The sequence below is a fragment of the Sphingomonas sp. OTU376 genome (assembly GCF_038440415.1).
Lineage (GTDB): Bacteria > Pseudomonadota > Alphaproteobacteria > Sphingomonadales > Sphingomonadaceae > Sphingomonas > Sphingomonas kyeonggiensis_A.
On record NZ_JASATQ010000015.1, the window covers coordinates 32,728 to 55,851 of the forward strand.

24 protein-coding genes and 1 tRNA gene are annotated in these 23,124 nt (G+C 65.2%); 12 read left to right on the forward strand and 13 right to left on the reverse strand.

Translation table 11 applies throughout. The features are described from left to right. Positions 1 to 520: 520 nt before the first annotated feature. Together AAHM44_RS08690 and rpsU are read right to left on the reverse strand one after the other, a co-directional pair. Entirely contained in the window at positions 521 to 1,168 is a 648-nt protein-coding gene (locus tag AAHM44_RS08690; protein WP_269575827.1) for an alpha/beta hydrolase, read from the reverse strand. Between the two features lie 79 nt (positions 1,169 to 1,247). Beyond that, on the reverse strand, positions 1,248 to 1,448 hold the full coding sequence (gene rpsU, locus AAHM44_RS08695; protein ID WP_116842203.1) for a 30S ribosomal protein S21: 201 nt from the start codon (positions 1,446 to 1,448) through the stop codon (positions 1,248 to 1,250). Positions 1,449 to 1,752: 304 nt separating this feature from the next. On the opposite strand from rpsU, the gene AAHM44_RS08700 reads away from it, so the two are divergent. Next, on the forward strand, positions 1,753 to 2,007 hold the full coding sequence (locus AAHM44_RS08700) for a hypothetical protein (protein WP_342249724.1): 255 nt from the start codon (positions 1,753 to 1,755) through the stop codon (positions 2,005 to 2,007). Between the two features lie 151 nt (positions 2,008 to 2,158). Here AAHM44_RS08700 and AAHM44_RS08705 read toward each other — a convergent pair whose 3' ends face one another. Next, positions 2,159 to 2,425, reverse strand: coding sequence for a GlsB/YeaQ/YmgE family stress response membrane protein (locus AAHM44_RS08705; protein ID WP_116842202.1), 267 nt, complete (start codon positions 2,423 to 2,425; stop codon positions 2,159 to 2,161). Between the two features lie 560 nt (positions 2,426 to 2,985). On the opposite strand from AAHM44_RS08705, the gene AAHM44_RS08710 reads away from it, so the two are divergent. Next, complete coding sequence (locus AAHM44_RS08710; RefSeq protein ID WP_446745974.1) at positions 2,986 to 3,240, forward strand: DUF6894 family protein; 255 nt, start codon at positions 2,986 to 2,988, stop codon at positions 3,238 to 3,240. Between the two features lie 63 nt (positions 3,241 to 3,303). On the opposite strand, the gene AAHM44_RS08715 is transcribed toward AAHM44_RS08710, so the two are convergent. Both AAHM44_RS08715 and AAHM44_RS08720 read right to left on the reverse strand, forming a co-directional pair. Continuing rightward, positions 3,304 to 3,828 carry a hypothetical protein gene (locus AAHM44_RS08715; RefSeq protein WP_269575831.1) on the reverse strand — a complete coding sequence of 175 codons (525 nt, stop codon included), beginning with the start codon at positions 3,826 to 3,828 and terminating at the stop codon, positions 3,304 to 3,306. A gap of 475 nt (positions 3,829 to 4,303) precedes the next feature. Further along, positions 4,304 to 7,924, reverse strand: a complete 3,621-nt coding sequence (locus AAHM44_RS08720; RefSeq protein ID WP_342249725.1) for an autotransporter domain-containing protein — start codon at positions 7,922 to 7,924, stop codon at positions 4,304 to 4,306. 253 nt (positions 7,925 to 8,177) lie between these two features. On the opposite strand from AAHM44_RS08720, the gene AAHM44_RS08725 reads away from it, so the two are divergent. Further along, positions 8,178 to 8,783 (forward strand): helix-turn-helix transcriptional regulator, encoded by a 606-nt coding sequence (locus AAHM44_RS08725; protein WP_342249726.1) that lies wholly within the window; start codon positions 8,178 to 8,180, stop codon positions 8,781 to 8,783. Between the two features lie 15 nt (positions 8,784 to 8,798). On the opposite strand, the gene AAHM44_RS08730 is transcribed toward AAHM44_RS08725, so the two are convergent. Beyond that, positions 8,799 to 9,071 (reverse strand): response regulator, encoded by a 273-nt coding sequence (locus tag AAHM44_RS08730; protein ID WP_269575834.1) that lies wholly within the window; start codon positions 9,069 to 9,071, stop codon positions 8,799 to 8,801. Here AAHM44_RS08730 and AAHM44_RS08735 point away from each other — a divergent pair. Continuing rightward, entirely contained in the window at positions 9,070 to 9,324 is a 255-nt protein-coding gene (locus AAHM44_RS08735; protein ID WP_342249727.1) for a hypothetical protein, read from the forward strand. The two genes, AAHM44_RS08730 and AAHM44_RS08735, sit on opposite strands and share 2 nt — an antisense overlap. 103 nt (positions 9,325 to 9,427) lie before the next feature. Here AAHM44_RS08735 and AAHM44_RS08740 read toward each other — a convergent pair whose 3' ends face one another. Beyond that, a complete protein-coding gene (locus AAHM44_RS08740; RefSeq protein ID WP_342249728.1) occupies positions 9,428 to 10,609 on the reverse strand; it encodes a tyrosine-type recombinase/integrase in 1,182 nt (393 codons plus the stop codon). A 230-nt stretch (positions 10,610 to 10,839) separates the two neighbouring features. Further along, positions 10,840 to 10,929: transfer RNA gene (locus AAHM44_RS08745), tRNA-Ser, on the reverse strand. 173 nt (positions 10,930 to 11,102) lie between these two features. Here AAHM44_RS08745 and hspQ point away from each other — a divergent pair. From hspQ to AAHM44_RS08775, 6 genes are all read left to right on the forward strand, one after another. Continuing rightward, entirely contained in the window at positions 11,103 to 11,435 is a 333-nt protein-coding gene (gene hspQ / locus AAHM44_RS08750) for a heat shock protein HspQ (RefSeq protein WP_184171213.1), read from the forward strand. Positions 11,436 to 11,554: 119 nt separating this feature from the next. Then, on the forward strand, positions 11,555 to 11,932 hold the full coding sequence (gene rplU / locus AAHM44_RS08755; protein ID WP_184000535.1) for a 50S ribosomal protein L21: 378 nt from the start codon (positions 11,555 to 11,557) through the stop codon (positions 11,930 to 11,932). Between the two features lie 24 nt (positions 11,933 to 11,956). Continuing rightward, positions 11,957 to 12,226, forward strand: a complete 270-nt coding sequence (rpmA, locus tag AAHM44_RS08760) for a 50S ribosomal protein L27 (protein ID WP_180144722.1) — start codon at positions 11,957 to 11,959, stop codon at positions 12,224 to 12,226. Between the two features lie 174 nt (positions 12,227 to 12,400). Further along, on the forward strand, positions 12,401 to 12,961 hold the full coding sequence (locus AAHM44_RS08765; protein WP_342249729.1) for a GNAT family N-acetyltransferase: 561 nt from the start codon (positions 12,401 to 12,403) through the stop codon (positions 12,959 to 12,961). 261 nt (positions 12,962 to 13,222) lie between these two features. Then, positions 13,223 to 13,837 carry a TetR/AcrR family transcriptional regulator gene (locus AAHM44_RS08770; RefSeq protein ID WP_184171206.1) on the forward strand — a complete coding sequence of 205 codons (615 nt, stop codon included), beginning with the start codon at positions 13,223 to 13,225 and terminating at the stop codon, positions 13,835 to 13,837. A 5-nt stretch (positions 13,838 to 13,842) separates the two neighbouring features. After that, the gene (locus tag AAHM44_RS08775; RefSeq protein WP_269575837.1) at positions 13,843 to 14,190 is read left to right on the forward strand and encodes a hypothetical protein; all 348 of its coding nucleotides are present in this window, start codon (positions 13,843 to 13,845) and stop codon (positions 14,188 to 14,190) included. 121 nt (positions 14,191 to 14,311) lie between these two features. Here AAHM44_RS08775 and AAHM44_RS08780 read toward each other — a convergent pair whose 3' ends face one another. The 3 genes from AAHM44_RS08780 to AAHM44_RS08790 all read right to left on the reverse strand — a co-directional run bounded on the left by AAHM44_RS08780 (position 14,312) and on the right by AAHM44_RS08790 (position 17,967). Beyond that, on the reverse strand, positions 14,312 to 16,276 hold the full coding sequence (locus tag AAHM44_RS08780; RefSeq protein WP_342249730.1) for an ATP-binding protein: 1,965 nt from the start codon (positions 16,274 to 16,276) through the stop codon (positions 14,312 to 14,314). 180 nt (positions 16,277 to 16,456) lie between these two features. Next, complete coding sequence (gene spt, locus AAHM44_RS08785; protein ID WP_446745976.1) at positions 16,457 to 17,647, reverse strand: serine palmitoyltransferase; 1,191 nt, start codon at positions 17,645 to 17,647, stop codon at positions 16,457 to 16,459. A 77-nt stretch (positions 17,648 to 17,724) separates the two neighbouring features. Beyond that, on the reverse strand, positions 17,725 to 17,967 hold the full coding sequence (locus tag AAHM44_RS08790) for an acyl carrier protein (RefSeq protein ID WP_116842527.1): 243 nt from the start codon (positions 17,965 to 17,967) through the stop codon (positions 17,725 to 17,727). Positions 17,968 to 18,259: 292 nt separating this feature from the next. Here AAHM44_RS08790 and AAHM44_RS08795 point away from each other — a divergent pair, with 292 nt between their 5' ends. After that, complete coding sequence (locus AAHM44_RS08795) at positions 18,260 to 19,897, forward strand: NAD(P)/FAD-dependent oxidoreductase (RefSeq protein ID WP_342249732.1); 1,638 nt, start codon at positions 18,260 to 18,262, stop codon at positions 19,895 to 19,897. Between the two features lie 83 nt (positions 19,898 to 19,980). Here AAHM44_RS08795 and AAHM44_RS08800 read toward each other — a convergent pair whose 3' ends face one another. After that, positions 19,981 to 20,952, reverse strand: a complete 972-nt coding sequence (locus tag AAHM44_RS08800; protein WP_446745975.1) for a DMT family transporter — start codon at positions 20,950 to 20,952, stop codon at positions 19,981 to 19,983. 83 nt (positions 20,953 to 21,035) lie between these two features. On the opposite strand from AAHM44_RS08800, the gene AAHM44_RS08805 reads away from it, so the two are divergent. Beyond that, positions 21,036 to 21,524, forward strand: coding sequence for an Lrp/AsnC family transcriptional regulator (locus AAHM44_RS08805; protein WP_342249734.1), 489 nt, complete (start codon positions 21,036 to 21,038; stop codon positions 21,522 to 21,524). A gap of 43 nt (positions 21,525 to 21,567) precedes the next feature. Here the strand turns inward: AAHM44_RS08805 and AAHM44_RS08810 are convergent, their stop codons facing one another. Beyond that, positions 21,568 to 23,106 carry an HAD-IIIC family phosphatase gene (locus AAHM44_RS08810; protein WP_342249735.1) on the reverse strand — a complete coding sequence of 513 codons (1,539 nt, stop codon included), beginning with the start codon at positions 23,104 to 23,106 and terminating at the stop codon, positions 21,568 to 21,570. Between the last annotated feature and the right edge of the window lie 18 nt (positions 23,107 to 23,124).

Consider the following 23,124-nt stretch of genomic DNA (forward strand, 5'->3'; position numbering starts at 1 on the left):
TATGCCGGTGCAAGTCCTCACCCGGACGACACCGGTGAGGGGCCGCCCCGGCCACGGACAGCAATTCGCGTCGGGGCGGCTACAAAGCATAAGCAGCAGATTCTCCGAGGAATATCCGAGCTATCAGTCCGGGAGAACGTCAGATGGCCACGCAAGTCACGGCTGAAGCCCACGCCACCGGAAGCGGCAAGCCGGTTGAAGCCGTTCGACGTATAGCGGCGATTGACGTTGAGATGCTCCACCCCGCGCATAGGCGTCGTTGGTGCGGACCTGACTGACGATCTGGCTTGAGGGCGAGTAGCTCAAGCTCATAGTGACGTCGTTGGACGTGCCGCTTCCTTCAAGGTGCCATGCTCGAGCGACGACCAAGATCCGTGTCGCCATAGTTGGCGAGCATAGTTGACCCGCTTTCCTTTATATCAGTGGCTTCATCTGACATGCGCGCGCGTTTCACATTGGCGCACCCGGCCTACTGGGCTCGATGGTTCGCAGGCCGGATTGATCCCGTCGCGCAGGGACATTAGCCTAGGAGGCGGCTAGCGAATGCCGCTGCGGCCGCGAGGCCATCCTGCGCTACGCTGTGCGCCACGCCTGGGGAAACATGGGCCTCTACCGGGACGCTAGCCTCAGCAAGAGCCGTTGATGCCAGGCTCATCGAGCGGAACGGTACGACGTCATCCTCGGTACCGTGAATGAGAAGCACGGGCGGACGGCTTGCAATGTCCGACGGAAGCCGCTCCGGCGCGACGAGCATGCCCGAGATTCCGATGATCCCCGCCAGCGCCTCCGATCGACGCAACCCTACATGCAAGGCCATCATTGTCCCTTGGCTGAAACCAATGAGGAGGACCCGACCGCTCGGCAGGCCGGCATCTTTCAACTCCTGCGTGATGAAGGCATCGAGCCCCGGCGCGGCCGCGTCGGCCCCCGCAGCGCGTTCCGCCATCGAAAAGGTGTCGATCGGCCACCATTGATAGGCCTCGGCGAGCCCTGGCATCCGCGCTGGCGCGTTGGGCGCCACGAAGGCGGCGTGGGGGAGCGCTGGCTGGATCATCCGAGCCAGGGAGATGAGGTCGTCCCCATTCGACCCATATCCGTGGATCAGAATGACAAGTGCATCCGGTTTTGCACCGGAGAGAGGAGCGAGGCGGGGGCCGTCAAGCGACACGGAAATCCTTTCGCTGGGAAGAGCGGACAATTCAGTGCCCTACCCTCTTGTCGAAGACGACAGCGCGTGTCGTCCCTTGTTACTTGTCGCGCTCTGCCCGCTTGCGATCGGCCTTTCGCGCGCGGCTGATCGCCGCGGCGCGCTCACGCGCCCGCTTTTCAGAAGGCTTCTCATAATGCCGGCGCAGCTTCATCTCACGATAGACGCCTTCCCGCTGCAGCTTCTTCTTCAACGCGCGGAGCGCTTGATCGACATTGTTGTCGCGAACGATGATCTGCATGCTTGGTTGGCTTCCAACTGGTGCGGCGCTTGCCGAATTCCGCCGGCTCTAGCGCCGAACCCACCCGGGGGCAAAGCCATCAAAGCGCTTTCCCGCGGCCGCGGCACTGCCGCAGCCCAATCTACCTTCCTCCCTGACCTCCGGAAGCCCGCGACGAGGCCAGCTGACAGCGCCTCATCATATCATCGGCGCATGCGTTTGACCTCGCCGTCTCGCAGGGCGGCGCTGGCGGAAAGCTTCCCCAACCGGCATGGCGAGGCGGGGGCTGAAGCGAGTCTCTCGCGGATCGATGTGAAAGGGCAGGATGGAAAGCACAGAGTTTCGGGCCGGTCGGGCCGAAGGCGTTCGCGCCGCCTTGGCGGTCGTAGAGGCACTCCTGGAAGCGGAAGAATGCAAGCTCGATTTGCCCGCCCCTTATGTCACGCGCACATCGCGGCGCACGAGGCGGCAAGCCTATCGCAACGCTGCATCCCGGCTTTGGACGCTTCTGAACAAGGTCAGCCGCAACAAAGCCGTGGCCGGAGAGATCGAAGCAAAGCTGAAGAGGATGGGCTTGTAGCACGCGAGCGGGAGATCAACTGATCCGGCATTCCGTGATGCCGTCTCTAAGACCCGGGTCGTAGGTCAGGAATATTCGTCCGCATCAAATGCCCCTTACCTGGATGGTGCGTACCGCCTGCTGCTCAGTGCAGCAGACGGTACGTCAAACCTCACCGAACGCGGCTGCGCTGCACCAGATTGAAGATCCCGAGCAACACGACGGCGCCGATAAATGCGATGATCAGTCCGGTCAGCGAGAATTCCTGCACGCTGCCGCGGACGCCGAAGAGCGGACCGGAAAGCCAATTGCCGATGATCGAGCCCACACAGCCTACGATGATGTTGAGGACGATGCCCATAGAGGCGTTGCGACCCATCACCATGCTGGCCAGCCAGCCGGCAATGCCGCCCACTATCAGTGCGATGATCCAACCCACTTCAATTCTCCCTGTCTGAAGACCTGACAGAGCAATCCATACTGGTCGGCTTTGTTCCGCGGCTGCAACGCTTCCGCCCCACCGATTTCAGCTTCGGCAGCCCTTCCCCATCATGCACCGCGGCCACAATGCCTCCCTTCTTTGCGGTGTTCCTGACGCAGAACAGCCAAAACCGCGCCCGAGTGTCGAACGGCCGCATGCCCGCTGTTGTGCCGGGTAACCGTCCGGGCATCGGTATGCGGCCAACATAGTTAGTGGCGTGGTTTACGCCCGGACTGCCGCGCCGGCCTGCGCTATCCAGAATAGTTGCCGAGCCCGGTCCGTGAGCATGATGCGCGCGATCGGCCCCTGTCGTTCATTCTCGACATCGAAGCTGCCTGCAACGCGCGGCGGGTAACCCGCACTTCCTTCCGCACCACGTGGCGCGCAGCGGAATTGGGGGGATGAGCGCTGTCCGCAGGTCAGGATGCTCATGTGCCTATGGGACTCATTGTGGCCCAAGGTACACCTCAACCACTAGAGCGCCGGAAACTGTTCGAGATCCGGTAAGTTTTGGCAGCATGCCAAGGTATCACCTGCATGTGCACAACGGCTTCGGAACCGCCCTCGATGAAGAAGGCCAGGATTGCGGCAGCCTCGCAGAGGCGGAACGCGTTGCCATCGCGAGCGTCCGGGCCATCCTTGCGGACGAAGTGACGAGCAAGGGTTTGCTCGACTTGCGAGGGCATGTGGATATCGAAGCGGCGGACGGCCTCAAGCTGTCGACTGTGAAATTCTGCGACGCCGTTGATCTGCGTCTCGGCAGAGACGCCTGATCGCAAGGATCACAACCTCCCTCCCCGCCTTGGTGGGCCGCCTAGCGCTTCTCGCGTACGAGGTTACGCTCGCCAGCGCGCCAGCATCTCTTCGTAGCGCAGCTTCTCGGCATCGCGCGCCGATCGGGCTTTTCGCACGAGCTCGCCTGCCGCGCGCTCGGCCGCCTGGCGCTCGTGTGCAAGCCTTCGCTCCCGTTCGCGGAAGTCCCGCTCTAGCTGCTCGGCCGCACGCTGCGCGCCATCCAGGGTTTCCTCGGCATCGTCGAGCGGCTTACGATCGGGCCGGGGGCGAGGCTTTCTCTTTGGCGCAGCCGATGCTTGGGGTTCTCGCCGGCTATCTGCCGCACTCGCCCGTTCGAGGGCAGCGAAATGCTCGGCTTCGCTACCGCGGAGGCGCTTGATGACCTTGCCTGGATGGGCAAGCGGCTCCTTCGACAACTCGGCATCGCTCACCAGCTCGGCGGCACCGCGCGCGAACAAGTTTGCCGCAGCACCCCAGGCCTCAAGCGCCGCCTTTTGGCTGGCGGCGGCAACATAGGCATCGTGAAAGCCGATTGCAGTTCGGAAGACCTTGAGTTTGCGCGGCATCGCAATTGAACGCGCCTCAAGGGCCGCGGCTCCCGCGACCTGCACGCCGCGTCGAGGCACGCCGCGCTTGACCCGGGAATGCGTAGCGCCGCAGCCCGTCGGCTCCGCGTTCGCCTCAGCCTCGATCAGGCCGCGAAATCGGGCTTCTGCAGGACCGCATCGGCGATCGAAGGATCGCTACCATGTTCGGCAATCTCCGTGATGCCGTATACTGATCTGCCGGCGCTTGTGGATTGACTCGAAGGCTCGCCGCGAAGGCGCGATCGTCGCAAGCCACAATGGCAAAGCTTTTTCGCCTGGGGGGCGACGCGTTCACCGTGCATGGCATGGCACCGCGCGCTCAAGTTTCGGCCCCACTGAGATGGAAGCCGGGCGACCGATGCGGTTTCCCTGCTTCAGCGTTGGCATAACGACACACGTCCAAATGCGCATGGGCCGTCTCTTGCGAGACGACCCATGAACACCCCTCGCAAGATCAGAAGCGGAAACGAACCCCGGCGCGGCCGCCATAGCCTTCATAATCGCCACCATCGGCATAGCGGCCCTCGAAGAAGCCGCTGATCGCTCCGCGCTGTGAGCCGATGTTCAGACCCAGCAGCCCTTCGCCATAGTCGCTCAGCCGCTGGTTGCCGAAGCGCACCGTCTGTCCGCCGCTGGTGAAGGTGACCTGGTCCTGGCCCTTGAACTCATGGACATAGTTGCCGCCCCCATAGAGCGTCATCTTGGCGGGACCGATATCGCTGGTGAAGCCGATCCGCGCGCCACCACGGCCGCGCACGCCGTCCTGGTCGTTGAAAGCGAAATTGCCTGACGCATTGCCGAAATTGTCGAAATCGGAATGCGTGTAGGAAACGCTTGCCGCCGGCTCGAACCAGAGCTTGCTGCCGAAGCGGACGCCTACCTCCGCTTTGCCGCCATAGATCGAGCCCTTCAGCTTCTGGGTGTAGCGACCCGAGATGCTGACATTGTCGCCCCAATAATAGTCGTACTTGGCGAGCGCGTTGACGAAGAAGCTGCCGGCGTTGAGGCTGGCATAGACACCGCCATTGACCGCATCGAAGTTGATCCGGTCAGGCGAGTTGGCGAAGTTCAGGTTGGAATTGAGATAGCCGCCGGTCAGGCCGAAGGCGAATCCGCCCTCACCCACCGGAGCGCCCAGATCCACGCCCATCTGGCCGCCAAAATAGTCCTGCTTGTAGCTCAGATCGACCGGGGTAGTGACGCCGTGGAAGGCGAAGCTGCGGTTGCTGCCGCGTTGCTCGACCTGACCAAGCACCTGGGCCCAGACGCGACCGCCGGCACCACCGGGGCCATTGGCGGCGACATTGTCGCGCAACTCGCGCATATGCCCCGACCAGCTGTCGCCCGACTGCAGCCAGAGGTTGCGCACCCCTTCGGCGAACAGCGATGCGCGATAGACCCCGACGCCGGGCGTGGCGACTAGGCTGTAGGCGAAGGTCGTCGGGTTGTAGACGATGCCATACTGGATCAGGCCCTGATCGACGCTGCCGCCGTCGAGCGTGAACGCCGTTGCGGACGAGGCCGCGCCGGCCTGCGCCACCACTGCGCCTACGCTGGTGCTGAGCACCGCCGGCACATTATTGAGCGCGGCGACCGAGACGATCGTTGTGCCCGTCGCCGCGCCGCCGATGCGCAGTTGGTCGGCGGTGAAAGCAATAAGATCGACATCGACGCCGAGCTGCGCCGCGCCGTTGCCGGCATAACTGCCCGGCAGAACCAGCACATCGCCGACATGGCCGTTACGCAGATCGACCAGGCCGCTGTTGTTGAACGTCTCCAGTCCGGTGAGCGTGACCGTTCCGGCGGTCGTCGCCAGGCCGAGTACGCGGAGCGTGGCGCTGTTGTTGAACACGTCCGCGCCCGCGCCGAAGTCGCTGTTGCTGTTCGCATTGAAGGTGCCGGTGTTGTTCACCGTATCGCCATTGGCGGTCAGCAGGATGCGGCCGTTGATCGTGCCGCTATTGTTGACCGTCGCCGCGCCGCCGGTGACCGCGAGGGCATAGTTGCCGCCGCCGAGCGTACCGGCGTTGGTCACCGTAGTGCCCGTGCCCGACGTGATCGTTGCGCCGTTGTTGAGGCCGGTGAGGGTGCCTGAGGTCAGGGCGAGATTGGCGGTGGTCGCCGCCGCGATGCTCACGCCGTCAAGGCTGGCCGAGTTGTTTGTGCCGCTGAGCGAGACGCCAACCGAGCCTGCCGTGCTGTTCGCCACGATCGCATTCGACGTCGCGCCCGTGGTGGTGACGCCGGTCGCCGAAATGGTGACTGCCCCGCCGCCATTGGCGACAATGCCTCGGCTGTTGGCGCCGGTGGTGGCAACCTGTCCGCCGGTGATGGCGATGGTGCCCGGCGTAACGATGTTGATGCCGTCAGACGTGGCGCCGGTGGTGGTGATCGTACCGCTGTTGACGAACGTCACCGGGCCGGTGCCGGTGATGACGACCGCAGTTCCGGTGCCGGTAGTCCCGGCGCCGGCGACAGAAGCGTTGATCGCCCCAGCACCACCGGTGATGCGAAGCGCGTTCGCGCCATTGGCCGCATGCCTGCCGCCGGTGAAGGTCACCGCGCCGGTGCTATTGACGGCCGTGCCGGTCGCGCCCGCCTCGGTCGCGGTTACAGCACCGGTGGTAAGCGTGACGGCGTTGGTGCCGGCGTTGACGGTCAGACCATTGCCGGTCGTCGCCACGGTGCCGACGGTCAGGTTGATCGGCGCGGTCGAGGTGATGATCGCACCCTGCGCGCCGAGACCCGTGGTGGTGACGTTGCCGAGATTGCCCGTGACGCCCGCGCCGGTGACGAGCGCGGCGGTCACGTCGGCGCCATTGGTGCGAAGCGTCGAGCCGTTACCGCGCAGGTTGATCGTGCCGGTTGAGGCAAGATCTAGAGCACTGGCGCTGTTAACGCCGGCCGCGATGCCCGACGTGGTGATGTTGCCGTAGCCGGCATCGATCGCGCCGGTGGCCGCGCGGATGTACAGGCCCGTGCCGCCATTGCCGGTGGTGGTGATCACCCCCGCATTGGTGGTGACCGTGCCGGCGCCGATGGTGTTGGCGGTGACGCCATAGGAGCCGATGCCCGAGGTGGTCGCCGAGGCGATGTTGACCGCCATGTTGCCGCCGACCGATGTCGCGAACACGCCATTGCTGTTGAGGCCGGTCGTAGAGAGCGCGCCGCAATTAACCGTCACCGATCCGGTGCCAGCGGCCTGTGCCGAGACCGCAGTTGCGTTGTCGCCAGTCGTGGTCACGCTCGGGCAGCCACCAATGTCGATCGCCCCGGTCGCGCTGAACGCGTTGGCGATAATGCCAGCACCGTTGACCGTGCTGACCGAGCCCGTGCGGACCGTGACGTTACCGGTGAAGCCCTGCGCCGCGACGCCGTAGCCGCCGGGGGTGGTGGCGCCGTTGGTCGAGGTGGTGACGTTGCCGGCGGTGACCGACACGGTGCCTCCATTGGCGAGGATCGCGCGATCGCCCGTTACGACATTGCCCACGACAACGGTGTTCGCGCCGTTGGTCGCCGAGACCGTGCGGATGCCGCGGCCGGTCGCGGTGATGTTGCCCGCAGTGGTCGAGATGGCGCCGGTCTGGGCGCCGGCGTCGATCGCGGTGCTGTTCGCACCGGTGACGTTGATGTTGCCGGTCCGCAGCGTAAGGTCGCCGCCGGCCGTCGACAGCACGCCAAACGAATTGGCGCCGCTGGTTGCGATGTTGCCGACCGTGAAGGTGGCAGGCTGAGCGAGCGTATTGAGCGTGACGCCATTGGCAGCGACACCGCCGGTGACGTTGATATTCACCGGCGCGCCGGCGCCAGCAGGGGTGAGGCTGAGCGCACCGCCGGTGGAAGTCAGGTTGACCGCGGTCACGCCCGTCGTCGAAATCGGGCCGGTGGCGGTATAGGTCGTCGTTGCCGGGCTGGTCGCATCGACAGTCACCAGGCCGGGGCCTGCAATCGTCGTATTGCCGGCGGTGGTGGTGCCCGTCAGCACGGTGGCCGCGCCATCGACGCAGGTGATCGTGGTGCCGGTCTGCGAGCAGGTGGTCGCCTGCGCGGATGCGCTGGTGGGCAGAAGCAGCATTGCTGCGGCGGTGGATACGCTACCGAGAAGCGCGAGGCGCAACTTGGTTGCAGGGGTGGCGGACGCCATCACGTGCGAAACGAACATCTAAACCGGTCTCCTGGAATCAGGTCCCCCCCGGATTAGTTTTCGCTTAGCCGCAACCTTTCAAGGTAGATACTCGTATGACTACTAGGCCAAATAACTGATCTTCTGAAAAAATTGTTTTAGACAGATAGTTCTGTATCGGGAGGAAATCTTTATTTCGGGAGTTTTGCAACTTTCTCCGGGACGCGAATTCGGGTTTTCTTCGTGCGACTTTGTCCTCGCAGCGATTGATCATTCGTCCATTGGTGTCGCCGTTTGCGACCGCGACTTTACCGCACATTTCCGCAACCCCGCGATTAACCAGCTTCTCGGTGGCGGGGCAGACGCCATCCATGGGCTGGCGATTCTGGGTGTGCTTGGCGTTGATGTGGACGCGGCGATGTCGGAGATCGCATCGCAGGGCCGCTGGACCGGGGTGATCGAAGGCGACACACTCGGCGCCGTCGAGCTGTATGTCACGGTCGAGCCGTTCGATGGCGCAAACAACGCGGCCGGCTGGCTGATCACTGCGCACAGGTACGGCGCGCGCGCCGCACCCGTTTCGCTCACCGACCCCCAGCTTATCGCCCTGTCCGGCAAGCTCACGGCGCGCGAGCGCGAAGTGGTGCTCGCGTTGCAGGAAGGCGCCAGCAACAAGGCGATCGCGTTGCGCCTGGCCATCAGCCCGCGAACGGTCGAATTTCACCGCGCGCGGATCATGCAGCGCTTCGCCGCCACCTCCGTTGTCGAGCTGGTGCGGAAGGTCGCCGGGGACACACTGGCGACGATGTAATCGCGCGCCGGCGCCCTAGCGTCCAAGCACTTCGCGCGCCTTGGCGGCAAGCGTGGCGTAGGTGAATGGCTTGGTGATCAGATCGACGCCAGATTCGAGCCGATCGTCCCGCATGATCGCGTCGCGAGTGTAGCCCGAGGCGAACAGGACCTTCAGGTCTGGATGCATGGAGCGCGCGGTATGCGCGAGCTCCTCGCCCGACATTTGGGGCATCACCACATCGGTAAGCAGCAGATCGATCGAAAAATCGTCGCGCTCGAGCAGGCGCACCGCGGAGTGTCCCATCATGCGCCTCGACCACGCGATAGCCCAGTTCGCGGAGGATGCCGACGGTGTAGGCGCGAACTTCGCCGTCATCCTCGACGACGAGGACCGTCTCCGATCCGCCTTCAGCTTCCATCGAAGACACAAGCCCATATTCGTCGGCGCCCAGCTGCCTGGACTCGCGGCCGAGGAGCAGGCGGACGGTCGTCCCCTCGCCTTCGGCCGATTGGATCTAGACATGCCAGGAATGCCGTGGACAATGCCTCCAGCGGAATAATGCAATAATCCCTTGGCTAAGAGCGATACCGCGTGGCCAGCCTGCTCATGTCTTCCAGATAGTCGGGCACCGCAGCTCCGCCCGCCGCGATGCCCGACCTGGCTCAGGCCGGTTTCACCTTCGGCATGGGGTGCGGCCCACAATACTTCGCCCAGCTGTCCATCAGGGCCTTTCGCTTCTTGAGGAGATCCCCTCGGCGATAGGCGACTTCCGCTTTTCCTGGAATGCTATGCGCGAGCGCCATTTCGCACACCTCATTGGGATAATTTGTCTCCTCAGATGACCAATCCCTGAAGGTAGAACGGAAACCATGCACGGTCGCGTCCACTTTCATCCGCCTCAACAGCATCGGCATTGCCATAATGGTGAGCGGCTTTTCCAATCCCTCGCCCTTGAAGATGAAACCACTTCTTTTGTCCTCGGGGGTCGCAAGCAGAATTTCCAGCGCGGGATCTGACAGGGGAACTCGGTGCACGCGCCCAGCCTTCATGTGCTCGGCAGGTACGATCCAGAGCTTCTGCCTGAGGTCGATCTCGCTCCAGTCTGCCAGCAGCACTTCCTTGGTCCGCGCTGCGGTCAGGATGAGGAACTCAAGCGCTCGAGCCGCATTAGCCGGACGAGTCCGGAGCTTCTTCATGAACGGCCTGATCTTCTGGAAAGCCAGCGCCGCATGATGACCGCGACATCCAGGACGCTTGGGGAGCAACTGGTTAAGGTGCCCTCGCCACCTGGCCGGGTTTTCGCCATCTCTGAAGCCCGCAACCTTAGCTGCGTCTAGGATATTCTCGATCCTCCCGCGAAGCCGGTCCGCCGTTTCCGGAACGCGGGACCAGTGCGGTCGAAGCGTCCGCATCACCTCGTCGGTACCGATGTCCGCAATCGCTAGTCTTCGAAGCGGTGCAGCATATTTTGTAAGCGTCATCTTCCACTGGGCCACGTGCTTCGGATTCCGCCAGGCGGGGGCCATCGTCTCGATATACTGGTCGGCGAACTCCCCGAAGGTAATCGCATCATGGCCCCGGCCCCGAGCGAGCTTCGGGTTTCGCCCTTCCAGAATGAGCTCACGGCACTCCGCTGCCTGCTCACGCGCCTTCGCGAGCGAGAGCGACCGGGCGCTACCCAGGCCGAATTCGCAGCGAGACCCTCGCCAGGAGTAGCGGAAGAGCCAGCGGCGCCTTGATGCGTCCACATGGAGGTACAGACCACCCCCATCCGCGTACTTGCCGGGCTCCTTTAGCGCCGCGACCTTGGTGGCAGTGAGTCGATTGAGCGTGCGGCCGGTCATAGTCTCGAACTCCCGTTCAAGACCCGTACCCGCCATGGGTCAGCTGGTCGTTGGATCGTCCCCGAAAAGGCCGAGCCGCAATTCAGTACCCTACAAGGTACCACCAATTGCGGCGCGCTGCCCCGATCCTGCTTGAGACTAACCGAGACAATGATTTTCACCAAGTATCTGAAATCGCTCATTTTTTGAGACGACTTGGGACAAGCTGAGACGCTATGAGAAGGCGTAAATGGCGGAGAGGGAGGGATTCGAACCCTCGTTACGGTTACCCGTAAACCGCATTTCGAGTGCGGCGCATTCGACCACTCTGCCACCTCTCCGCGAGGCGATTACTGCGCGGAAAACTCCGCGTCGGTCGCTGTGAGGGGCGGCCCCTAGCGCAGCGTTTCGGATACTGCAAGCGCATCCTTGTACCTAAACGAAGAGATATTAGATTAAGTCCATGACTCAAGCCCCCGGCGCCTCCCCTTCCCCCCTTGAGCCCGGAGTTCCGATGCCCGCCGTCGCGACCGCGCGCTTCGCCATCGGCGACGTGGTGCGCCACCGCCAGTTCGAGTTCCGCGGCGTGATCTTCGACGTCGACCCCGTCTTCGCCAACAGCGAGGAATGGTACGAGGCGATTCCCGAGGACGTGCGCCCCCGCAAGGACCAGCCCTTCTACCACCTGCTCGCCGAGAACGACGAATCGAGCTATGTCGCCTATGTCAGCCAGCAGAACCTGGTGGCCGACGACAGCGAGGAGCCGGTCGACCACCCCGCGATCAACGGGCTTTTCGACGGCTATACCGGGGGCCGCTACACTTTGAAGCGCACGCACCGTCACTAAACTGCCCTTTATGGGTAGTTACCGGTTGACTTCGGCGACTCTCTCCCTTAGCTGCGCCCTTCCTCCTGCCGGGGTGCAACCTTGGCGGGCACAAGCATTTGAACCAGAGAAGAGACCCGATGTTCGCTATCGTGCGCACGGGCGGCAAGCAGTATCGCGTTGCCGCAGGAGACAAGATCGTTGTCGAGAAGCTCGACGGCGAGGCCGGTTCGACGGTCACGCTCGGCGACGTTCTGCTCGCCGGCGAAGGTGGTGAGCTGAAGTCGACCGACGGTCTGACCGTTTCGGCCGAGATCATTGCGCAGGCGAAGGGCGAGAAGGTTATCGTCTTCAAGAAGCGCCGGCGCCACAACTATCGTCGCAAGAACGGCCACCGCCAGAACCACACCATCCTGAAGATCACCGCGATCGGTGCCCAGGAAGCCAAGAAGGCCGCGCCGAAGGCGAAGAAGGCCGCCGCTCCCGCCGAGGCTGAAGCCCCGGCCGCGGAAGCGTAAGCGAAGATACGAGGAGTATAGACCATGGCACATAAGAAGGCAGGCGGTTCTTCGCGTAACGGTCGTGATTCGGCCGGTCGTCGTCTTGGCGTGAAGAAGTTCGGCAGCGAAGCAGTCGTCGCCGGCAACATCATCGTGCGCCAGCGCGGCACCAAGATTTATCCGGGCGTGAACGTGGGCATGGGCAAGGACCATACCCTTTTCGCGCTCGTCGACGGCCGCGTGTCGTTCAAGGAAGGCAAGCTTGGCCGCAAGTTCTGCTCGGTAGACATGATTGCGGAAGCTGCCGAATAACATCGGGTGACCGACCGGGTTGCCCACCAGGGTGACCCGGGTTCGACGAACGAACCAGCTGAAAAGGGAGACGGGTCGCCCCGGCTCCCTTTTTTATTTCCTCCCTGACACCACGGCGCAACAACCTCGTCACACAAACGTGGCGTGGGGCGTCGCAGGACCAAGGAGACGGTCATGTTCGTGCGAACGCAGAGACTGACATTGCGCCCCGGCTGGCCCGAGGACGCCACCGCCCTGATGCAGGCGATCGGCCATGAGAATGTCGTGCGCAACCTGTCGCGCGCGCCATGGCCCTACCCCATGGAAGCGGCCGAGACCTTCCTCTCGAGCTTCGAGGATCCCGTCGATCCCAAGTTCCTGGTGTTCGAGCACCGGGACGGCGCCACGCGCCTGATCGGCGGCACCGGCCTGAGCGTGTGGAAGGACGAGCCCAATGAATTCGGCTATTGGTACACGCCGGACGCCTGGGGCCGCGGCATCGCGACCGAGGCCGGGCGCGCGGTGCTGCAGGCAGCGCGGGCTCGCGGCATCCGCCGGGTGACCGCGGGCCATTTCATCGACAACCCCGCATCGGGCAAGGTGCTGCGCAAGCTGGGCTTCCGCCCGACCGGCCAGCTCGTCTCGATCTATTCGCGGGGCCGCGGCTGCGAAGCCCCCACCACCCGCTACGAGATCGACCTGTGCGAGGGCGATTGCAGCGGCGGCGGGGACGAGGACCACCGAATGGCAGCGTGAGCTGCCGCACTGCGATACGAGGTGAGGACACACCCTCATAGCTCCCCTCCCTGCAAGGGAGGGGTCGGGGGTGGGTCCTTGCCCGCGATACGGCGCGGCGAGCAACCCGATCGACAGTATCGCCAAGCCTCCACCCACCCCTAACCCCTCCCTTCCAGGGAGGGGAACGCGGACACCACGAGCGTCGAATTGTATGATCTACCGGCTTTCCCCCTTGGAAATCATGCCGTAAGCGGTGTCTTTGGGGGCTTACCGCTGAACATGACCGTCGCACCACGCAAACGCCTTTCACCCGAAGAATCCCGCGACGCCGCACTCGAGGCCGCGCGCGAACTGCTGCTCGAGGCCGGGCCCGGCGCAGTGACGCTCAAGGCGGTGGCAGCGAAGATCGGGCGGACGCACGCCAATCTGCTCCACCATTTCGGCTCGGCATCGGGGCTGCAAAAGGCGCTGGCCGCCAATATCGCCGATAGCGTGACCGGCAAGATCGGCGCCGCGGTGATGCGCGCGCGTGCCGGGGCGGACCATGACGACCGCGAAGTGGTCAACATGACCTTCGACGCGTTCGACAAGGGCGGAGCCGGCGCGCTGGCGAGCTGGATGATCCTGACCGGCAACCAGGATGCGCTCGACCCGATCCTGGAGGCGATCCACCGGCTGGTCGACGAGCTGGCCGAGGGGCATGACGACAAGACGCATTCGCTGCATGAGGAGACGCTGCAGCTGGTGCTGATGGCCGTGGGCGACGCGCTGCTCGGCGCACCAATGGCCCGGGCACTCGGCCTGCCGCGCGACAAGGCCCGCGAGATCGCCGCCGCGCAGCTTTCGCGGACGATGGGGGAGCATCACGGGCATAGCCATCCCGGCGAGGAGTAACCGCCATGATCCTGTTTTCGATCGCGTTGTTGTCGCTGACCGTGCCGGACAAGGGCTGCAACCTGTCGGCGCAATGGGGCACGAAGCTGCCGAAGAAGAGCGCCAATGCCCATGAGGTGCGCGACAATGGCGGCGAGGCGCTGTGGGGCGTCCTGCGCGCCAGCGACACTTCGCTGGAGGACTTCGCCAGCGGCGCCGCGCGCGAGACGCCGCGCCGGCCGATCCTCCTCCAGGCCGCCGGCACCGATTGCGCGGTGGTGGAACGCTATGCCGCGATCATCGAGGCCGCGGCCAATTGCGCGCCGGACTGGTGCGTGGTGAACTACAAGCCGGTGGTCGCGAAGGCGGACTAGCCTTCTTCCTTCGTCACCCTGAACTTGTTTCAGGGTCCAACTATCGACGAGCGATGGGCAGGAGGCTCAAGCGCCTCCCCTGTTGCACGTTGGATGCTGAAACAAGTTCAGCATGACAGCGCTACTCCGCCGCCGCCCTACCGGCGCGGCGCGATTCATGGGCCATGGCTTCGTTCACCGCCGCTTCGAGCCCGGCGATGGTGAAGGGCTTGCGCAGCACGGTGCGGCCCTTGAAGATGCCGGCATCGGCCTCGCCCGCGAAGCCGGTGACGAACAGCACCGCGACCCCTTCGATCCGATCGCCGAGCGCGGCGATCATCTCCGGGCCGGTCTGGCCGGGCATCAGCACGTCGGACACGATCAGATCGAGCCCGGGCACCAGCGCGAGCGCGCCCGGCGCCGCCTGCGGATCATCGCAGCCGGTGGCGCTGTGGCCGAGCTCCTTGAGCGCGCCGAGCGTCGCCGCCAGCACGCGCGGATCGTCCTCGACCACCAGTATCTCGAGCGGACGGCCGATATGCGCGGGCGCGTCTCCCGATTCGGCGGAAGCCTCAGCCGCTTCGCCCTCGCCGATATGGCGCGGCAGATAGAGCGTCACGCGGGTGCCCCTGCCCGGCGCGGTATCGATGCCGATCTCGCCGCCCGACTGGCGGACGAAGCCGAAGATCTGGCTGAGCCCGAGGCCCGTGCCCTTGCCGACCGGCTTGGTGGTGAAGAAGGGCTCGAACACGCGCGCGAGCACCTCGGGCGCCATCCCCTGACCGGTATCGCCCACTTCGATCGAGACATAATCGCCGGCCAGGCATTCGCCGACCTGGTGATCGGCCAGGCGGATACCGCCGGTGTTGATGCTGAGGGTACCCTGCCCCTCCATCGCATCGCGGGCATTGACCGCGAGATTGAGCAGCGCGTTCTCGAGCTGGTGGCGATCGACCCAGATGCGCCAGTGCCTGCCGGCATCGGCAGTGGTGACCGCGATCCCGTCGCCCAGCGTGCGATCGAGCAGATCCGTCATGCCCTCGATCAGCGTGCCGGCCTCCACCGCTTCGGGCAGCAGGGGCTCGGCGCGCGAGAAGGCGAGCAGGCGGCGGGTGAGCGCGGCGGCACGGTTGGCGCCTTCCATCGCATTCTCGATATGCTTCTGCGCATCGGGGCCGCGATTGTGGAGATGGCGCTTGGCCAGTTCCAATCCGCCCAGCACGACCGCCAGCATATTGTTGAAATCATGCGCGATTCCACCAGTGAGCTGGCCAACCGCCTCCATCTTCTGCGCCTGGCGGAGCTGGTCCTGCGCGGCTTCGCGCTCGCTGGCCTCGGCACGGAGCTGCTCGGTCGCTTCGGCTACCGCTTCCTGCAGTTCCTCCGCCCGTTCGCGCTCGGCATCGGCATTGGCATCGGCGACGGCGCGCTCGCCCTGCGCCTCGATCGCCATCCAGCCGAGCAGCACCGCGCCCAGCACGATCAATATGCCGAAGCCGGTGAGCAGGCGGGATGCAAAGCCCGAATTGGCGACGAGATCGGCAGCGGCCTGGCTGCGCTGGCGCAGCGTCACCCGCTCGGCATCGACCATCTCGGTGAGCACCGATTCGAGCTGGCTGCGCGCCGGGCTGGCACGGACCTGGTAATAGCTGCCCCAGGCATCGCTGTGCCGCTTGTAGGAGGAGTAGAGCGCGGTGGTATCGAGCTCCTTGCCGCGGGCATCGAACGCCTGCTTGAGCCGGACGATGCGGGCCTGCTGGGCGGGATTGTCGGCGAGCAGCTGGCGGAGCCGGTTGAGCTGTTCCGAGGCGCGGCCCCATTGCGCGCTATATTGCTGGCCGAGATTCTTGTCGGCGCTGACGACATAGCGGCCGAGCGCCGCCTCCGCCCCCAGGATCGCGCCCGACAGCTGGCTGACCCGCATGATGACTTCGAACGTATGCTGCTGGCGCGCGATCGCCCGATCGCGCTCGGCATCGGTACGTGCCTGGATCACCGCCACGGCGGCAAGCACGACGATCCCGAGCAGCGCCAGCGCGCCGAGCAATGCCATCCGCCAGTTCGTCGCCCGGACGGCACGCTCCAGAGCGGTGTTACTCTCACTCATTACGGGCTCGGTTTTAATCGACCCTGACGGCGTAGGAAAGCGTCCTTGGGACGGATCGTTGCTCGCGGTGCCCGCTTTGGCCTGGCTATTGCCCGGCGAAAGCCGGAGCCCAGGGCCACAGGCGGCCCGGCAGAGAAACCCCGGGCCCCGGCTTTCGCCGGGGAACCAGGGATCCCGATATCAGGCGATGACGCCCACGGCCTGGCCCGCCGCCTTGAACATGCCCAGCACGCGCTGGATCTGCTCGGCGGTGTGCTCGGCGCAGAGCGAGCAGCGCAGCAGGAAGGTGCCGGCCGGGGTCGCCGGCGGGCGGGCGAGGTTCACATAGAGGCCGCCCTCGAGCAGCGCCTGCCACATCATCGCGCCCTGGACCTGGTCCTCGAGGATCACCGCGATGATCGCCGAATCGGGGTTCTCGGTGCCGAGCTTGAAGCCCATTTCCTTGAGGCCGGCGTGCAGCGTGCGGGCATTCTCCCACAGATGCGCGCGCTTGTTGTGCGCGTGCATCAGCTTGCGGATCGAAGTCGCCGCGGTGGCGACCACGCTCGGCGGCAGCGAGGCGGTGAAGATGTACGGGCGGCAGGCGAGGCGGATCGCCTCGAACTTCGGGTGGTTCGACACGCAGAAGCCGCCGACGGTGCCGACCGACTTGGAGAAGGTGCCGACGACGAAGTCGACCTGGCCTTCCAGGCCCTGGTCCTCATAGACGCCGCGGCCGTTCGGGCCGAAGAACCCCATCGAATGGGCCTCGTCCGAGAGCACCATCGCGCCGTGCTTCTTGGCGACTTCGACCATTTCCTTCAGCGGAGCGATGTCGCCGAGCATCGAGTAGACGCCCTCGAGCACGACCAGCTTGCCGGCCCCCTTGGGCAGGCGGCCGAGGCGCTTGTCGAGATCCTCGACGCTGTTGTGGCGGAAGCGGACGATCTCGGCATTGCCCTGCTTGCAACCGTCATAGATCGAGGCGTGGCTGTCGGCGTCGAGGATGACATACTCGCCCTTGCCGACGAGCGTGGAGATCATGCCGAGATTGGCCATGTAGCCGGTCGAGAAGACGATCGCGCCGGAGACGCCGTAGAATTCGCGCAGCGCCTGTTCCACGTCCATATGGTCGTGGAAGGTGCCGTTGAGCATGCGGCTGCCATTGGTGCCCGAGCCGAACTTGTCGAGCGCGTCCTTGCCGGCCTGGATCACGTCCGGATCGAACGTCATGCCCATGTAATTGTAGGTGCCGAGCAGGATCGTGTCCTTGCCCTTGATCACCGCCTCGGTGGGCGACTTCACCTGCTCCATCACCACCGCATAGGGGTCGGTGACGCCGCTGGCGAGCAGCCGCTCGCGCTCGTTGATCAGCGCATCGAACTTCGACATCAGGTCGGTTTCGGGCGCGACGGCGGCCGGGTTGGCGGGGAGCGCGTCGGCGGTGTTCAGGCTGTCGGTCACGTGGCTCAGCCCTTGAGCTTCTGCACGGCGTCGACCAGCTGGCCGATATTCTCGATCTCGGCCTGCATGTTCATCGTGATGATGATGTCGAACTCGTCCTCGATCGCCGCGACGAAATCCATCACCGTGAGGCTGTCCCACTCCAGGTCGCCGGCGAAGGTGGTGCTGTCGGTCAGCGCGACGCCCTTCTTGTTGAAGGGCTCGATCTGGGCGGTGACGGTCTCGAAGACGGAAGCGCGGTCGGTCATGGGGTCCCTCTAGTGGTATCGTTCCGCAGTGCCAAGCGATTGCGGCACAAACGGGCCAGCGACGGGGCAATGCGCGGCGGCAAAGTGAAGGGAGTCGGGGTAAATCGTTTCACTTTGTTTTGGGGCAATCGGGCGTGGCGCGGCAGCGCTTTTCCGGAAGCGAGGGGCCCGAACCCGATCATGGGAGGAGGAAACCAGACGAAATCCTACATTGCAAGGACGCATTGGCCGCAAGGCCGGGGTGACGAAGGGGGAATTTGGCTGGTGGCGCATTCCCCGCTAGAGGCCCGGGATGCTTCGCCTGTCCGGACTCTATCTGCCGCTCGACCATTCGCCTGAGGCCCTGCCCGAGGCGATCGTCAAACGGCTGGGCATCGCGCCCGCCGAGCTGAAAAGCCACGCAGTCTATCGCCGCGGCAATGACGCGCGCCGGCGCAATGCGATCCAGCTGGTCTATACGGTGGATGTCGAGCTGGCCGACGAAGCCGCGGTGCTGGCGCGCTTCCCGGACGACAAGGACCTGCGCCCCACCCCGGACATGACCTACACCTTCCCGGTAATGGCGCCGAGCGGCTGGAGCGGGCTGCGACCGGTCGTCATCGGCGCGGGGCCGTGCGGGCTGTTCGCCGGGCTGATCCTGGCACAGATGGGCTTCCGTCCGATTATCCTCGATCGCGGCAAGGTGGTGCGCCAGCGGACCAAGGATACCTGGGGCCTGTGGCGCCGGGGCGAGCTCAACCCGGACTCGAACGTCCAGTTCGGCGAAGGCGGCGCCGGCACCTTCTCGGACGGCAAGCTCTATTGCCGGGTGAAGGACCCGCGCTTCCTCGGCCGCAAGGTGCTGGAGGAGTTCGTCAAGGCCGGTGCGCCCGACGATATCCTGTGGGAAGCGCATCCGCATATCGGCACCTTCCGGCTCGTCACCATGGTCGAGAGCATGCGCCGCACGATCGAGGAACTGGGCGGCGAATATCGCTGGGAGACCCGGGTCGACGATATCGAGCTGGAGCGCACGCCCGACGGCAACCAGAAGGTGCGCGGGCTCCACCTGCACGATCCTGCAACGGGTGCGGGCAGCTTCCTCGAGGCCGATCATGTCGTGCTCGCGGTGGGGCACAGCGCCCGCCCGACCTTCGAGATGCTCCACCGACGCGGCGTGCATATCGAGGCCAAGCCCTTTGCGATCGGCGTTCGGATCGAGCATCCGCAGAGCTGGATCGACCGGGCGCGCTTCGGCCAGTGCGCCGGGCATCCGGACCTGGGCGCGGCGGCGTACAGCCTGGTGCATCACGCCTCGAACGGGCGCAGCGTCTACAGCTTCTGCATGTGCCCGGGCGGGCGCGTGGTGGCGGCGACTTCCGAGGAAGGCCGCGTCGTCACCAACGGGATGAGCCAGTATTCGCGGGCCGAGTTCAATGCGAACTCGGGCCTGGTCGTCGCGATCGATCCGGCCAAGGACTTTCCGGGCGGGCCGCTGGCGGGCATCGAGCTGCAACGGCACTGGGAGGACATGGCCTTCATCGCCGGCGGCTCCAACTATCATGCGCCGGGGCAGCTTGTCGGCGACCTGATCGCCGGCCGCGCCTCGACCGCGCTCGGCGAAGTCATCCCCTCGTACAAGCCGGGGGTGAAGATGACCGACCTGTTGGAGTGCCTGCCGGGCTTCGTGATCGAGGCGTTCCGCGAGGCGCTGCCGGTGTTCGGCCGCCAGATCGCGAACTACGACCATCATGATGCGATCATGACCGGCGTCGAGACGCGAACCTCTTCGCCGGTGCGGATCACGCGGGGCAAGGACCACCAGAGCCTGAACGTGGCGCAGCTGTTCCCGGCGGGCGAAGGCGCGGGCTATGCGGGGGGGATCCTGTCCGCCGCTATCGACGGGATCAAGACGGCCGAAGCGGTGGCGCGGAGCATGATGGGGGCCTGACTCCCTCGTCATGCTGAACTCGTTTCAGCATCCAACGCTCCACCAGCGATATCCTCCGGGGCGCGTTGGACCCTGAAACGAGTTCAGGATGACGGTTGGGGAATTGGGCCCACAAACGGCTCTTTCCGCCGATGCGCCGCGACGCAACTCACCACGCTCGCAACCACCAGCACGAACGCCGCAGCCTCCAGCGCAGTCGGCCCGCGATGCTCCCAGGCGAAGGCATAGAGCAAGGCGAACAGCGTCTCGAAGGTGATCATCTGTCCGGAAAGCGTGAGGGGCAGAAGCCGGCTCATCCGGTTCCACAGCGCATTGCCGACGATCGAGGCGAACACCGCCACGCCGGCCGATACCGCGACGAACAGCGCCCAGTCACCCGCGCCATGGCCGCGCACGCCCAGCAGCAGTGCGAGCGGGATCAACGCCAGGCTCTGCACGCCGGTGGCGATGCCGATCAGCAGGCTCCAGTCGTGCGAGGACACGGTCTTCACCCGGGCCAGCATATGGTTGTTGTACACCGCATAGGCGCCCCAGGACGCGAGCGCGCCGATCGCGCAGAGCAGGCCGGCGAGCTGGGCGCTGACCGGGCGGGTCGAGGGCAGGAACAGCGCCTGCCAGCCGATGCAGACCGCGCCGGCGGCGCAAAGCAGCAGCGAAGGGGCGAGCCGGGCGAGCGGCACCGCGTCCTTCGCCCGGCTGCCGACGATGGTCACGACGACGGGAAGGAAGCCGATCACCAGCGCGGTGATCGCCGCACCGCCGAGCTGCACCGAGCTGGCAAGGAGGATATAGTAGAGCGTGTTGCCGGAGAGCGCGAGCCAGGCGAGCGCGCGCCACTCCCCTGCCCCCAGCATGGCGGCGAGGCCGCGCCAGCGCGGGGCGATCAGCGCGGCGGAGATCAGGCCATAGGCAAGGTAGCGGCCGATGGTCAGCTCGAGCGGGCCGAAGGCGCGGGACAGTTCGGGCGCGAGGAACACCAGCCCCCAGAGCGCGCCGGCAGCGGCTCCGCACAGCACGCCCAGTACCAGTGATCCGCGTTCATTCGGCATGCGCATTCCCTTCGGGAACGGGGAATATCATCATCATAGCGGGCTGAGCGCTCTTGATTAGTCGTCCGGATGCAACAAAAACTCGCCATATGGCAGGCGAACAGGACAAATCCCCACGAGCGCTCGACTCGTTCGATCGGGCGATCCTTCGACTCGTGCAGGCGGACAACAAGATGCCGCAGCGCAGGATCGGCGAGGCGGTGAACCTGTCGGCGGCGGCGGTGCAGCGGCGGATCGCGGCGATGGAGGCGTCGGGCGTGATCGCGCGCAACGTGGCGATCGTCGATCCCGATGCGGTGCCGCTCACCATCACCTCGATCGTCGAGGTGCAGCTGATCAACGAGCATGCGCCGACGGTGGAACTGGCGCGGCGGATGTTCCTCGACACGCCCGAGGTGCAGCAATGCTATTACGTCACCGGCGGGGTGAGCTTCATGCTGGTGATCGTGACGTCGGACATGCGTGCCTATTCGGCGCTGACCAAAAGGCTGTTCGCGGAGAAGGAATTCATCGCCAGCTATCGCTCGCTGATCGCGCTCGACCGGGTGAAGGCGGATACGAGCATCATCATTCCGTGATTTCCTGGGCTGTTCCCCGACGAAAGCCGGGAACAAGCAGGCTTCACGCCGCCTCGGCCTGGCCTTCCCCGCCGCCCAGCGCGACCGCCTCGATCCAGCAATCGACCTGGCCGGCGATCTTCCGGAGCAGGCCGGCATGGAGGTGGGTGACGTCGGCCATCTCGTCCGGTCCGGCGATGTCGGCGACATCGAGCACCCAGAGATGCTCCGGATTCTCGCGCGCGGCCTTGCGCCACAGCGCGTTGAGGCGGCGGCAGCGCTCAGGGCTGAGATTGTGGGTGAGACGATACTTGCCCTCGGGCGCGTCCCCGGGCGGCAGGACGACCAGCATCCGGCGCTCTTGCTCGATCAGCATGATCAGCATCCGGACGAGGCAGGTCTCGTACAGGCCGATATCGACCAGCGGCCAGCGATCGCCCCAACGGCCGCCCAGATAGTCGACCGCGGCGCCATAGACGAGGAAGGGCGGGAAATCCTGGTCGCGCCAACTGCCGTCGTCCATCATCGCCATCGCGAAGACGCGCGGGTGATGATCGAACTCGATCGCCGGACGGAAGCGGCTGTAATGCGCGATGCCGCCGGACTGGCAATCGAACATGACCCGCACCGCCGGCTCGGCCAGCAATTGCGGCGCCTGTTCGGCGAGGATCGCGGCGCGGACCTGCGGATCGTGGAAGTCGGCATCGGCGATCCAGTCCGGCTCGGTACGGTCGAAGCGGCCGTCCCAGGCGCTGGTGTCGATCGCCGGCCATTTCTCGCGGACCTTGGACAGCGCATAAGCTTCCAGGCCCATATGCATGATCCGGCACGAGAATGTGAAATGGGCGAGCTTCTCCGCGGCGCGATCGACCATGACGAAGCCGACCAGCCCGTGGCGGCCATAGGCATCCCAGGCGAAGATCGACCAGCTGTCGAAGCGGACGACATCGATGATGTCCGCCTCCAGCCGCGCCTGCTCGACGCGCGAGCCGGTATAGTTGAGCTGGTTCGAGCGGTTGATCAGGTCGGCGATGCGGGGCGCGAAATCGAGATTGTCCATGAGATAGGGCGCGCTCGCCTGGAGGCCGCAGCTGCGCAGGAACTCATGGCTGGAGAGCGCGGGCACCGCGGCGCGATCGGCCTTGCGGCGCTCCATCATCCGGTAACGCTCGACGCGGCTCTTGGAAGGCGGGGTGAGCGCGAGCAGGCCGGCGAGGTGATCATCGGCATCCGATAGCGTGATCTCGAGCAGCTGGATCTCGGGGATCGCATGGGCGACTTCGCGCAGGTTCGCCGGGTTGTCGTCGACGAACAGCACATCGGCGGGGCGCAGCTGCATGTCGGCGATGATCGCGCGGATCGCCTCCGGCTTGGGGGTGAAGGCGATATGGGGGAAGACGAACTCGTCCCACAGGCCGAGCTCGCGCAGTTTCGCCTCGGCGGTGGCGTGGTCGTTCTTCGAGCAGATCGAGGAGACGACGCCCCGCGCGTTGAAGGCGCGGACCAGCTCGGCACGGTGCCGGTGCAGCTGTACGGCGTCGCCGTCGGCCAGCGTGCCGGACCAGAGCGTGTCGTCGAGGTCCCAGATGATGAGCTTGAGCATCCTTCATTTTAGGATGCT